We start from the raw sequence: 14,344 nt of genomic DNA on the forward strand, positions 1-14,344 counted from the left end.
CTTATTGGATAGATGAGTGAACAATTTTCCCTTAATTATTATTGACAAATCAGGTACTTTTGAAAACCTTATTTTTTATACTTTCTATAAATGTAAAATCCTCTTTTTTGTAGCGAATAATCTCTTTAATTGGGATTTTACATAATTTTGAATAAATAAATAGAAACAAAATGGCAGCAAAAGTATAGCTGACTGTTGAAGCAAAAGCAGCTCCTTTTGCTCCATAAGTAGGAATAAGTAAAATATTTAAGATTACATTTATGATTAGAGCAGGAACCATGGCTTTAAGAGAAATCCAAGGTTTGCCCTTACCTGCTAAATCCATATTGAGTACTTTAAAAATAGTAAGTAATAATACTCCAGGGATTAAGATCACCAATACTTCAGCGCTTGGTGCAAAACTTTTGCCATAAAGCAAGTTGATGATGGTTGAAGCATTGAGCACTAGTATTATGGACGCTAGACCTATTATCAGGCAAGAAACCCTTAGCAATTGCGCTACTTTGAGGGAAAACTTTTTACCATCTTTGGCTGTGGCACTTCTGGCAAAGATTATAGTGCTAAGTAACATTGGGATATGCCATAAATATTCTACTAAAGACTGTCCTTTGCTATAAATCCCAGTTTCAAAATCTGATGACATTTTATCCAATATTACTACATCTATTTTGTAGTTCAAATTTATAACCAGAAGTGCAATGGCATAGACTGAACCTAAGGACAACATTGATTTCAATATCTTCCAATCAAAATCAAATAACTTTACACCTTTGAAGTCTGCAGTTTTTAATAAAACTACGGACATTACCAATGGACCAATAATAGCTGACATCATGGCTCCATCTATTGACATTTTTAATGCTATCACAAATAGAATTGTTGCGAGCATGGTAATGAATTTAGGAAGCCAATTAACCTTATTGAATTTAACTATTTCATTTTTTCCCAAAAATAGTCCAGAGATGTATGTGGTTAATAGATTAAATGGAATGGGAGCAATTGCTAGCAATACTAGAAAGTTGTTTTCTGAAGATTTCGAGAAGTACTTAATCAGTAAATAGGAAGAAATTAGACAGAAAATAGTACTAAGCCACCAAAGTTGTATGATGGAAGATTGTATTTTTTTCTCGTCGTAGATTTTTTGGCCTACATAATATGCAGTGGATTGTCTTATGCCCAAGGAACCTATGGTCATGAATATAGATGGGTATACAGCAAGGGCAGCAATGGTTCCGTTAAGCTCTGGACCTAACCATCTTGCAATCACGATGGTCCTAACCAGAGAAAACGTAATTACTCCGCCCTTGCTTAAAGCTACACTAGCGAGATCTTTTATGAAACTTGCCATTCTGTTTCTTCTTCCTCAATTAAAATCTTAACACCTAAGTGTTCTAGTTTGTCTTTTAATTTATTATAGCCTCTTAATGCCATTTCCACATTGTATATTTCAGATGTGCCCTCTGCCAAAAGAGCAGCAATGACAACAGCCATGCTACCTCTTAAATCTGTGGAATATGCTGAGCAGCTAGATGGCCGGAAACCTTTGCTTCCAAAAGTTGTAATAGAGCCTTTTTCCCAATTAATTTTTTCAGGATAAAACTTAATAAGTTCTTCGCAATATTTGAGGCGTTCAGGATATCTATAATCAAAGATTCTACTGATACCATCTGCATGCAAGCCTAGTAGGGTATAGAAAGGTTGCATGTCAGAGATAATACCTGGGTGTGTACCAGACGCTAATTCAAATGGCTGAAGCGTACCATTAACCAAACATTCTGGAGATACCCTGACATTGGTTGAGTTTCTATAAAAGTCTATGCCAGCTTCTTTCAAATGAATTAATGGAATTTCCATTGAAGAAAAGGGAACATCTTCGATTAAAACATCTCCACCTGATAATATCCCATAAACGATCCATGTAAGCGCTTCGATTCGGTCAGGCATTACTTGAAAAATTGATCCTTTCAACTCCGATTGGCCTATTACTCGAATAAAACTATTACCGACTACTTCAATCTTAGAACCAATAGATCTAAGAAAATCAATTAAGCATTCGATTTCAGGAGATATATAAGCGTTTTTAATAGTTGTTTCTCCTGCGATAGTGGATGCAGAAATCAGCGCATTTTCTGTCCCACCAATAGTGGAAATTGGAAAATTAATTTCTCCAGCTTTGAAACCTGATGGCGCAATAACTTCAATGTAATCAGGCCTTTCGATGATTTGAGCTCCGAGTTTTTCCCAAACCATTAAGTGCAAATCGTAGCCTCTATTCCCAATTTTACATCCCCCCGGATAGGGTATCTTTGCATTTCCAGACTTTTTTATCAAACCTGGTACAAGAAGATAAGTTGTACGTATTGGATAATTATAACTATCCAATATAGAAGATACTAATTTGTCAGAATCTATGGTCAAAGCTTCATTTATTTTATCAATTTTTACTTCTCCTCCATTTTTTCGTATGAAATCAATTTTATAATTAGCGTCAACTAATTCCGTAGGAAAATTTTCTAGTTTTACTTGACCATCTGAAATTAGGGCTGCGGCTAAAAGTCGTGTAGCAGCATTTTTAGCACCACTAACTTTTACTCTTCCATGTGGAATTTGGCCGCCAGTAATTTTTGCGGTTACATTTTTTCTCATGATATGTAGTTATGTGTGAATAATTTAAATAAAAGGTTGAGGGGGTGGAGAATGCAGAATTTACACCTTCTTGGTGGGAGACTTCTCCTAGGCTAGTTGAAAAAATGTTCAACTAAAATTTAAAAGTTGGGCTTATTGAAGAGGGGTAATAAGGTTATTTCAAAGCTTTTAGGTATATTTCTTTAAGTTTTTTAGCCACGTTTGGAAGATCTAAACCAAGCTCCAACAATCTACTTCTTCCATGACATTCCTTCTCTTCCAATAGATTGACGATATTGTTTACTAAATCTTCTGTGTCAAACCCTGTAATTCGGTAACCTTTTGTGGAATCAACTAGGTATCGGACATCTCCTACTTCTGTAAATACGCCTTTACAATTGCATGCCATAGCTTCTTTTACTACGTTGGGAGATCCTTCTTGTAATGAGCACATGACAAGGACATCTACAGAGTTTAAGTATTTATAGATTTTCTTGTGCGCAATAGGGTAGGGAGCCAACACTTCAATGCCCTTTGCTTTTAATATGGGAGTAGCTTTTTTTACTAGATCGTAATTTTTTCTTGGATCATTAGGGTTACCTAGAAAAAGCACATATTGAACATTTTCTTTTAGGTCAAGTTCATTTCGGAAACTGGACTTTGAAGGTGAGAAAGAATCGATGTTCACTCCATTAGGGAGAATGTGGGATTTCTTCTTTTGCCAGACCACTTTTTCAATATTAGGAGATTTTGAAATTACCCTTTTTACAAAGGGTTGGATCATTAGGGTTAGGATGGTTAAATAGTTTAAGCTGGGCTTCGCTTGAGAAAGTTTTTCAACTCTTCCGTAAGCATCCGTTCCCATTAGAGATAATACTATTGGAACCTTGGGCTGACAAAGAACTGCAACCCAAGCAGAAAGAGTGAAGTGAGCATGGATCAGGTCAAATTTATTGTTTTTGAGAGTTTCTTTTAGTCTTTTTATATTTGATACATACCCTCTGATACCTTTGCCGATTACTCTAAAATAAGTTACATCTATATTTTCGTTTAACAAAGAATCTCCTTGTACCTTAATAAAGGGGGCTACATCAAAGTTTTTGAGGTTACCTGATGAGACAAATAGAACCTTCAATTTTTTTTCAGTTCTATTATCTTCTTGAGTTAGCTCATTAATTGATGCCATCGTTACTTGTGTTGATTGGGATGAAGTGTCATACATGATGTTTGTAGTTAGGAACAGAAATCACTTAACAGTTAAAAGAGTGAATGATAGTAGAGAAAGTCGAAAAAATGGTATACTCAATAGAGATACAGGGTGAGATAGTAGTTTCTAGCTATTATGGGATAATAATTTTAAAGTGATTTTATGTAGATGTTTTTAAGTTTATTTGCAACACTTTTGGTATCCAGCCCCAAGGATTGGAGCTTTTTTCTTCCTTCACAGGTGCTCATCTTATCTACCATAAGTATTTTCTTGATTAAGTCATCCTTATTATTTTCTGTAATTGCATAGCCAGGAGTATTATTAACTAATTTTTGAACATCGCCTACATTAGTGAATACTCCCTTACAGTTCGAAGCCATGGCTTCTTTTACTACGTTAGGAGATCCCTCTTGAAGGGAACACATGACAAGTTGATCAACAGAGGATAGGTACTTAACTATTTTTTCATGGTTTACAGGATAAGGAGCAATAATTTCAAAACCCTTGAGTTGTAGTTCGTCTTTACAACTTTGTAATAATTTAAAGTTCTTATTTGTGTCTTGAGTACTACCTAAAAAGAGTATATGTTTTTTATTGTAACTCAATCCTAATTCCCTTTTAAAATCAGTTCTTTTTCCATCAAATTTTATAAAATCAACACCATTAGGGAGTATATAGGATTTTTTCTTAAGCCATACATACTTATCAATGTTGGGAGATTTGGAAATGATTGTGGTTACAAAAGGTTGAATAAGATAGGTTAAGGTAGTTAAATAGTTACTCACCAATGGGATTTTCCAAGAATTCTTGATTCTCCCCAATGCGTCTGTTCCCATTAATGACAAAACAAGTGGCGTTTTTGGGAAGGTAAGCACAGCAACCCATGCTGAAAGCGTAAAATGTGCGTGTATTAGATCAAAATCATATTGCTTGATTATCCTTCTGAGATTTCTAATGTTCCGGATATATCCGAGGAAACCCTTACCTTTTATTTTAAAATAAGTTACTTGAATGCCTACTTCAGCCAATGAATCTCCTTGAACTTTTATAAATGGGGCTAGGTCAAAGTTTTTTAAATTTCCTGATGATACAAATAGAACTTTTTTAGGCCTGTCATTCGAAGTTTGGACAAGAGCTCTCTCACTTAGTTCTACAGTAAATAGATCTTCCTTTTGTTCTTCTATCACAACGTCATCCAAATAGTCATTTTTTTTAATTAATGGGTCCATTCAATTGATTATTAAGGTTAGTAATGGAAAAGTAGTTTTAAACAAATAAGTTGGTGGTGGCTTAAATGTGTTGGTTTTCAGTTAAATACGAAAAAAGTGTGATTTGCAGATTATACCTACAATATATATATTATAAATCTCTAATAACTAATTTTTTTTAAAAACAGTTTTGGTGTTTGAATGCCAAACTCCAGTTATTCTACAAATGTTCTCAGCTTTAGAACCTCCTTCTAAAAAACCGATTCTTGGAATAGCGTACTTTTCTTTAAGGAGGTTTCTGGTTATGGGAATAGGAGTTGTTGCAAAACCTAGTTCAAAATTATGCCTTTTAAGCATATCAATTTCTCTTGATCCGAAATCTCCATTGGGATAGGCAAAACATTTGATCTCTGAATCTGTCCACAATTCGACCTTTTGCTTTGAAATTTTAATTTCTTCTTCTAGCTCTTTGTCAGTACATCTTATCAAAATAGGATGGGAATGACTATGTGCACCTACTGTAACATAATCAGACTTAATTATTCTTTTTACTTCATCTATTGTCATGGCTTCTCTTTTCGATAAGATTTTTTTCCTTATTTTGTTCACTATTTCCAATCGTTTTTCATTTGGAAGAAGTTTTAGTTCCTCAGAAGAAGGGTAATTTAAATTAGATTTTGAAGCTTTTTTTACAATGGAGAACCAGAAAGAACCTTGCTCTACCGCTTCTGTTGCTAGAAAAATGGAAATGGGGACTTTGTGTTGATCAGCTACAGCTGCCATGTTTTCAACATTGGAAGCCCATCCATCATCTACCGTGATCATTACAGACCCTTTAGGGAATTTTATTTCTTCGTTTAAAATCTTGTAATAATCGTCCAAGCTTAAAAAATTGAAGCCATTTCTCTTAAGCCAGTTAATTACGAATTCAAATTCATCTTTGGAAGGGTTGTGAAAATAGATGGATAATATATGATCACCATTTAGTGCCGCTTTCTTTGCTTTATTGACTTTACCAGACAGAATTAAAGATTTTGCTACAAAATAGGCAAAGAAGTTTCTAATGCTTTTTTTCATCAAACTAAAAACTAGAGGTTAAAAAAATGTGATTCATAGATTTTGTGCTCGTTCCAGAGTTTCAATAAATAATTGTCATTTTCCCTTATCTGAAGTTTTAGATCTTTATCCAAAGAATAAGTTTCATTAACGTGGTTTGCAATGCAAATTATAAAATCGACTAGTAAAGTGAAACTTTCCTTGGAGTGTAAGGAAAATAACAAAATGTCTTCATTTCTAATAATGTCTTTTCCTTCTTCCCTCTCACCGGATTTTGTATTTGCAGGAACATACCAAAGGACTGCAGCTAGTTTACCTTTATCTATCAAGGTGAATGATTCATGTCCTAGCTCCATTCTTTTCATGCTATCCCATAGAAAATCTTTTCTAGTTATGGATGATTTTTTTGGATCGAAGAGAAAGAAATCCTCAAGTTTGTTTGGCCGGATGGGTTTACAAGGGATTTCTAGCGGTAGTTCATTGATCTTGATGTTATAAAAGACATTTTTTTCAGGTCTTTTGGATGGATCAATAATATCTGTTGTCACTTCAAAGTCATCTTCAGACTGAAAGGTATGTTTTGCCTTTTCCTTTTTGTTTTCTAATTCCAGAAAGAAAGCTTTTCTTTTTTGTGTATTAATATTGTTCTTCTTTAGAATTATTTTTAAATGCCTTGCGAAGTATCCTCTTATTTCTAATTTCTTTTTGGTCCATTCAGAGCATATTGTGAGTTCATGAGTTTCTAGAAAAGCATTGGCTAGCATTCCTTTGTAGCCATCAGCTCCGCCAGGGGTTAAGTCGAAAATTTCCGTTTCCTCTCGGCATACCAGTTTTCCTAGCATGAAAAAATGAAGTATTCCTGGAGAATATTTGGCATAGCTAGGAGAGTGCGTATTTATGCCCTGTAGATGAACTACTTTGCTACTCATAAAGCCTACATTTGAGGCAATGATCTCTTTGTCTAGTCTTAATATTGTTACATGAAGAATCCCTTTTTTAAATGCATCGATTATAAATTGTTTTCTATTGGGTTCATTTTGAAAAGTGAGTTTGTCGAACATGGCTCCTTTTCTAAAGTCGCTTTGAATGATGAGTTCATCCAATATAGACTTAAAATCCTCAATCGAAGTTATCCGTTCAAAGGTTAATTCTCCTTTACGCTTAAGTCGGTTAATTTTTTCTTTTTTGTTCTTTTTTTTGAGTTCCTTGTCAATTTTTTCTTCATCTCCAATCATAATAGGTTGGAGGTGCTTTTTTAAAAATGTTTTGTTTTTCCAAGATTTTTTATTTTGACACCATGCTAGTGGAGTATGCGCTGGAACATATTTTAACTTTATAGTATAGTTGGGGAATTCTTTGGTTACTCTATCAAGTGCCTTTGTTATAAACAGATCATTAGACTCGATAGTACTTAACCAAGTTTGATATTCAGCTTGCGTAATTCCAGGTACTCTTAATACTTTTTCATCAATGGTAAGTAAGAAAAGACCAGACATATGGTTCCCATCCCAGTCGGTCAGGATGATTGGACGGTAATCATCGAGGTAATTTTCAAACCATGATAAAACAAAATCTTTGCTTTGAAAAATGGTAGCCCAAGGACAAGCCGAATAGAGTTTATCCCAAGCTTTTAGGAAATCTTCTTGTGCTAATAAAGTGAAAGCTTCTTTATTTTTAATTAATTTCATTTTGATCTGTTCAATTTGATTTGGAAAAAAATATGCTAAATGAAAGCAGTGAATCTATTTATTAATTATTACCTCGATATGGGAAATGATTTGATCTTTAAAAGGCTCTATTGATGGATGAAAGTAGGTGCTTAGTATTTTGGGTTTTTCCACATCTTCACTTGGAGCCTCAAACCAAACACAAGCTTCCAATAGATCATTTGAAGATATAGTGTAAAAATGATGGCCTTCTTCAATATAAGAAGCTGCTTTTTGAAGATATTCCCATTTAGTAAAATCAGAATTTTTATCAGAAAAGCAAAGTAGAGCAGCTAGGCTATTTTTCGAGAATTCATGATTTTCTAATAAAAAATCATTATGCTGATCTGCCTTATGTAAGGAAATATTTATTGAGTTTATTAGCTTAATAGGCTTGTTTTTTAACATGTATTTCATACGCTTTATCTTAAGTTTAAAGCTCATTGGCCTGATATTAAACTTAAGAAGGGAAGTATGTAATAGTTTTCTGATACTCTTCTTTAATTTGAATGATGGGTTTTTGCTAATAGTTAATTCTATCACTTCATCACTGCTAGTAGAGATGCGCTCCTTGTATGCATCATAGCCAGGTGTTAAATCAAAGACGTTAAAGCCTTGGTCTTTCATAAGCTGCCCCAATAGGAAAAAATGAACCAAGGCCGGGGAATGTTTGGCATAAAATGGTGAGTAGGAAATCAATCCTGCCAAATGAACCCATTTTTTATCTTTCATACCAATAATGGAACTTATAATTTCGTTTTCCAAAATTAACACTGATACATGGAGTAGATCTTTTTCAAAGAGAGATTTAAGAAAGAGAGGTTTATTGGGCTCTTTTTTGGAAGGTAATTTATTAAACATATAAGCCTGTCTAAAATCCAAAAACACCAAAACTTCTTTTAAAACACCATCGAATTCTTTAGAATCTGTTATTTCTTTAAGCTCAATCTTTCCTACTCTACTGATTCGATTATATTTAGCTTTTAGATGCCTTTTTTTAAATAGTTTTTGTTCATCGGTTAGACTAAAGTCCATTAAGGGTCTATGATTTGCTAATGGAACCGCATGGTTATTCCATTCTTTTGATTCTGTTATTACATTTACAATAGTAGAATCCGGAATAAACCGAAGAAACAAATTACTCTTTGGAAATTCTTCAAACAATATTTTTAAAGCACTGGATATAAAGTAGTCACTATCCTCCCTTTTTGAAATCCAGACTTGATATTCTGCATCGTATGCCCCAGCTCCTATAATCCTTAGTGGAAATTGTTTTTCAATGCCTTTCTTCTTCTTTTTGGTAGCAAGACACAGCAGACCTAGTAGTTTGTCATCTTGTATTAAGAATACAATGATTGGGGAATATTCATTTGCATTGACTTGATACCAAGTAAGTATAAATTCCTTCTTTTGAAATACTGTAGCCCACTCACAGTCTTCATATAGTTTGTCCCACTTTTCTTGGAAGATGTTGTCATTCAAAAGTGAACAAGCGTTATCTTGGATGTAAACTTGAGGTTGGTGTTCAATGCTGGTCTTATTACTAAAAATATAACTTAACATTTTCATTAAAGTTAGAAATTAAGATGATAAAATTTAGCGATAGGTTATGGGCCTACTTTATCAAGAATTGCTGCTTGACTTATTGGTTATTGCTCTCAATTTAGGGCCGATCATAGATGTAACCATTTCTTTGTCAGAGCTATTCATAAAAATAAACCAGGACATAATTGTCACAATTAAAAAGACAATTGTGCCAACTACAAACATGATAAACCAATTGGATATGTTAACCAACTGATTACCAATCGAAGCAAAGAAAAAAGAGCAAATGAATAGGAAAATACCCCCAAGTAGAGGTATGTAGAATTCTAATTTGCTAATATTTAATATTTTACTAGAGTACCAAGGAGTGAAAATTCCATTTTTTGCCGTAACGGCTATTGCTCCTGCAAGAGCTACTCCCCAAAAGCCAAAATCAAAATAAGTAACGAATAGGATTGCTAAAATAAGGTTTACGATTCCCATTCCTGCCGTTACCAATCCAGGAACTCTCACTTTATTCAAAGAAGTATTAATTGGAAACAAAGGCAGGACCCCTAAATTAATGACTAGATGACACAGCATGATGATCATCAATGATGAATATTGAGCATACTCTGGGCCTAACCAAAGCGTGAGTAATTGGTTGGATAATCCACAGATAATCCCAGTCATTATCCCCACGCCAATTGCAAGAAATTTCACACCTAATTTCCCTATTTTAATAACATCATCAATTCGGTTATTGGCGAAAGATATTAAAAGCATTGGTCCTATTAGATTACTAAGCACACTGGCCATTGTTCTGATCAAGACGTTCCATTGCAGGACGGCTGAATACTTTCCAGTAGCTTCTGCCCCAAAAAATTTGTTTACCACAAATATGTCTACCTTAAGAAAAAGTAAAAAACCAATTTGATTCACAATAAGCCAACCTCCCATGCTAACCAATTTTTTTAGTATTGGAAGCCTGAAATGTTTCATTGAAATGATTAGGTCAGGAGTTAGCTTTTTCCAATAGTTTGTAGCGTATAGGAATGATGTTACTGCTCCCACAAAGTTTGCAATCCCCACATACTTTAATGATGGCTCAAATATGCTAAAACATAGTACGATAGTTATTATCCTAAAAACAACCCTGTTTATGTCCACAATCTTTCTTAAATCCAATCTGTTATAAGCATACATAGATGTGCTAAATATGCTACTCATTAGGGAGAGCAAGTACCCTGCAAATGTGAAACTGAATAAATAGTATGCATCAGTAACTAGTTCATTAGGAACTTCAAAAATATTGGTCAAATCTAAAGTGATATAAAAAAGTAGTGGTATTTGGACAAGGATAAGAGTAACCATTGCAAAGAATGCTGTGTTAAAAGTCTGATTTGCACTTATCCAGTTTTTCTTTTGAATATCAATGGTAATAAACCTTGTAATGGCTCCATTAATGGATATGGTTATAATACTAATGTACTCGGTAAAAACCATAGCCAGAGGAACAAGACCATATGCAGCTACTCCTATGTATTTAATGAGATAGGGGACAAGCCAAAGTCCTATGACGATATTTACCCCAAATGAAATAACATTCATTGTGAGGTTTTTAGGGAACTGTCTTTTAAAAGGCTTGTTATTCATTTTGATTCAATTATTAGGTGCAAATTGGTGAAGAATACGTCTTGTGAAATTGTGTTAGAAAGAAATTATCATGCTGGTAGTGCATTGATTTCTTTAAGGATAAAGTTGATTTGATCTTCAACCATTTTGCTGCATTCATCAACTTTTTGGTCAATCTTTTTTACTAAACCTCCATATGAGTTTAAGATATAATCCACCTTTGCATCTATTTCATCAATGATTTCTGAATTTTTTCCCCAATTGCGGTTTCTAGACTCAATGATGAGATCTGCTAAATCCAGTCCTCTTCCGATCACACCTGAATACTTCTCACTATATGCTAGAGAAATGGCCGGTTTTCTCATAAAAAATGTAGATACAGCGGCATGCATCCTACCAGTAATCACCAATTTAGAACCACCTAGTATCTGTCGAGCTTCTGCTGGCTGTAATTCGTTGGTTATCGGCACGACATTTTGGGATTCCTGTTTCGAAAGGCCTTGAAGGATTTTATTGATACTTACTCGATCATCAGATTTAGGTGGCCCTAAGACATGTCCTAGCAAAATGATCATGTGCTTAGGGAACTTTTGTTTTACAAGATTGATAATTCCTATCCAAGTTTCAGTATAACCTCTTTGGTCTGAGGTATATTTGCTCCATAAACCAGATGGAACTAGTGTAATATATTCTTTACCTTCTGTAGGCAATTGTTCTATAATTTCACCAAACTGTCCTTGGTTGGGGAGGGCCAAAAGAGCAAGATCTCTACTTTTGATAACGTCTTTGATCCCCAATCCTTTAGAGAATTCAAAACTATTGTCATCCCTTGTGATGATAGGGATATTTTTGTACAGCCTTTTGGTGATTAATTTGGTTGTACCTGAAAATGGACCGAATGATTGACCTGCCAATATCACTCTGCATTTTTTATTGATTGAGTGATAAATTGAACCTCTTAAAATAGCTCCCTTTTTATAAGTTTCTGATAGGTCATCTCCCCCAAGAATGATCATCATGTCAAAATGGTCTGTTATACTTGATATAGATGGATCTTTTCCAAGAATGTACTTTTTGAATTTCTGTCCAATAGAAATATCTCTGCTGTGCTGAGATTCAAAAGGTTTTATATCCTCTAGTTGAGTTCCTTTTTTTATTCTATCTAAATTGTAATTATCACATTCACAATATATCTCAGTGTCATTGAGAAATGGCTTAATTCTGCTTATCAAATTGATTGCCATCATTGCGCTTCCATAATTAAGGGTGGTGGCAATGTGTGTGATCAAAATTTTCTTGGTCATAAAAAATAAGGAATAAAGTTAGTTTTGTTTAATTTTTAAAATCAGCTTTTTAATAAAGTTGGGGGTTCTGTTTAGGATGTATAAAGTTTTCCATTTATGGCTAATATCCTCATATTGATTTATGTATTTAAACTCTTTTTCAATTTTGCGACTTTCATTTGTAAATCCACCCCAAGAGTATCGCTTCCCTTTCATAATTGCTTTTTGGGCAATGAATTTATTTAAGTCTTTATTGGATTCCGAATAGAGGTCGCTCCATGATTCCTTACAAGTGTCTTTTTTGCCTGCCCTTAAAGCAATATTACTTTGTTCTTTATTATATAGAACCAATACTTCAGGAGTAAAAACAACAGGATAGGAAATTGCAACTTTGGTCCACATGAATACATCTTCCCCCCCAATCATACCTTCTGGAAAATATCCAACCTCTTCAAATACTTCTTTTTTTACAATTGTGGCTGATGTCCAAGAGATAGGGCTAGAAATAGATAGTTTGAAATAATTTGCCACTAAACCTTCCTCGAGATGAGAATTAGGTGTTATGAGCCTTTTTTTGAATTCCATCTCATAAGAACTATTAAACATTCCGGCTTGAGGGTACTGAACGATTAGAGAATGCATTTTTTCCAAATATTTTTCAAACCATGTATCATCGGCATCCAAGAAAGCAATGTACTGATAACTGCTTTTTTTTATACCGTAATTTCTAGCGCTCGAGACACCTCCATTCTCTTTGGAAAAGATTCTAATTCTATTGTCATTAAATTTTTTTAATACTTCTAAACTTTTGTCCGTTGATCCATCATTTACAATGATGATTTCAAATTCCTTATAAGTTTGGTTGAGAACTGACCTTATGGTTTTTTCTATATGTTGTTCTTTATTGAATAAAGGAATTACTACACTGAACATTTTACCATCAAACTGCACCTTTGAAGAATTTTTGGTTAGTTATTTTTTTAATTAGAAAAGTTGGGATTGATTTAATTACTAAGGCTTTTTGCGACAGTCTTTTCATGTGGCACAGGAGGAACTAATTGTCTATAGCGAGTTTTTTTGAGTTTGACACGTTTTTTCAATTTATATTTTCTACCATGTTTGGTGGCAGTGAGCAATAGCATCAATAATGGACCAAAGGTAAAAGTGCCTATAAACCTACCAGGTAGGAGCACCACAAGAAACATAGCTAAAAGCGGATAGAATATTTTTCGGTTTGGTTTGCTTATTGAGTTATTTCCAAGAAGCAAATAGTAAGAAAAGAAAGCAAAGAAGATGAGGAAACCGACTAAACCAGTGCTGTATATTATCATATTAATATCACTGTGAATAGGTCTAGGAATGCCAAAATACCTTACCCCGAAACTTTCGGTGTCAAATAACTGAACCCCAAAAAATAATTCCATGGCACTTTGTTCTCTATTATGATGGTCCCACAGGAATATTGTTTCCCTCACTCTACCTTCATTTTCGTAAGTTTCAAGATTTTGTATTCGTTCCCTTTCAGCCATTTGTTCACGAAGTGGCTTTTCATAAAGGGGATAAGCTAGAACAAGTATAGTTGCCATAAAAAATAAGATCATAGCCATTTTAAAAATAACCTTTGTATTAAACGCGCAGTAAATTAAAATGGCTACCACGATCATTCCAATGGAAGTTCTTCGAGTGATTACAATTAAAATAGCTATGTTAACGCCGATAATTATAGCATCAACAATCTTGATGAATGTAGATCTTTCTCTTTCTTCCAATATATATTGAATACCCATAAAAATTAAGATAGGGGCAATATACATTCTTGAGTGAGTCAGGAAACCATCTGTAAAACTGGCTGAGTAGGAATAGCCTACATTAAATATATTGGCGTAAATGACATATACTGGAATCAAGGCTAGCATGAACCTATTATAAGGTTCAAACTCCTCAATAAAATTAGTAGTCTGCCCCACATGTCTTCCTACTAATAACATTGATACGGTTACTATAATAGAGAAGGTTATTTTTGCAGATTGGATAATTTCACCGTGATTGAAGATGAGCAAGCTCAAGAGGAAACCTGTAAAAATCAAAAACATTAGGTCT

At 34.0% G+C, this 14,344-nt stretch carries 11 protein-coding genes; all 11 read right to left on the minus strand.

The genetic code is table 11. The features are described from left to right. Positions 1-49: 49 nt before the first annotated feature. On the minus strand, positions 50-1,348 hold the full coding sequence (locus tag IFO69_RS17120) for a flippase (protein WP_192011356.1): 1,299 nt from the start codon (positions 1,346-1,348) through the stop codon (positions 50-52). Continuing rightward, positions 1,333-2,646, minus strand: a complete 1,314-nt coding sequence (locus IFO69_RS17125; RefSeq protein ID WP_192011357.1) for a UDP-N-acetylglucosamine 1-carboxyvinyltransferase — start codon at positions 2,644-2,646, stop codon at positions 1,333-1,335. The genes IFO69_RS17120 and IFO69_RS17125 overlap by 16 nt, the downstream gene beginning before the upstream one ends. Positions 2,647-2,800: 154 nt before the next feature. Further along, a complete protein-coding gene (locus IFO69_RS17130) occupies positions 2,801-3,811 on the minus strand; it encodes a glycosyltransferase family 4 protein (RefSeq protein ID WP_225444183.1) in 1,011 nt (336 codons plus the stop codon). Between the two features lie 170 nt (positions 3,812-3,981). Then, on the minus strand, positions 3,982-5,061 hold the full coding sequence (locus IFO69_RS17135; protein ID WP_192011359.1) for a glycosyltransferase: 1,080 nt from the start codon (positions 5,059-5,061) through the stop codon (positions 3,982-3,984). 147 nt (positions 5,062-5,208) lie between these two features. Further along, positions 5,209-6,117, minus strand: a complete 909-nt coding sequence (locus tag IFO69_RS17140) for a polysaccharide deacetylase family protein (protein ID WP_192011360.1) — start codon at positions 6,115-6,117, stop codon at positions 5,209-5,211. 11 nt (positions 6,118-6,128) lie between these two features. Next, on the minus strand, positions 6,129-7,784 hold the full coding sequence (locus tag IFO69_RS17145) for a GNAT family N-acetyltransferase (protein ID WP_192011361.1): 1,656 nt from the start codon (positions 7,782-7,784) through the stop codon (positions 6,129-6,131). Positions 7,785-7,838: 54 nt separating this feature from the next. Next, the gene (locus tag IFO69_RS17150; protein WP_192011362.1) at positions 7,839-9,365 is read right to left on the minus strand and encodes a GNAT family N-acetyltransferase; all 1,527 of its coding nucleotides are present in this window, start codon (positions 9,363-9,365) and stop codon (positions 7,839-7,841) included. 60 nt (positions 9,366-9,425) lie between these two features. After that, on the minus strand, positions 9,426-10,982 hold the full coding sequence (locus IFO69_RS17155) for an oligosaccharide flippase family protein (RefSeq protein WP_192011363.1): 1,557 nt from the start codon (positions 10,980-10,982) through the stop codon (positions 9,426-9,428). Positions 10,983-11,050: 68 nt separating this feature from the next. Further along, positions 11,051-12,265: a polysaccharide pyruvyl transferase family protein gene (locus IFO69_RS17160; RefSeq protein WP_192011364.1), complete on the minus strand. Its 1,215-nt coding sequence runs from the start codon at positions 12,263-12,265 to the stop codon at positions 11,051-11,053. Between the two features lie 18 nt (positions 12,266-12,283). Next, positions 12,284-13,195, minus strand: a complete 912-nt coding sequence (locus IFO69_RS17165; RefSeq protein ID WP_317173483.1) for a glycosyltransferase family 2 protein — start codon at positions 13,193-13,195, stop codon at positions 12,284-12,286. A 53-nt stretch (positions 13,196-13,248) separates the two neighbouring features. Then, the gene (locus IFO69_RS17170; RefSeq protein ID WP_192011365.1) at positions 13,249-14,337 is read right to left on the minus strand and encodes a hypothetical protein; all 1,089 of its coding nucleotides are present in this window, start codon (positions 14,335-14,337) and stop codon (positions 13,249-13,251) included. Positions 14,338-14,344 lie beyond the last annotated feature (7 nt).

This window comes from Echinicola arenosa (assembly GCF_014841125.1).
In the GTDB taxonomy this organism is placed as follows: domain Bacteria; phylum Bacteroidota; class Bacteroidia; order Cytophagales; family Cyclobacteriaceae; genus Echinicola; species Echinicola arenosa.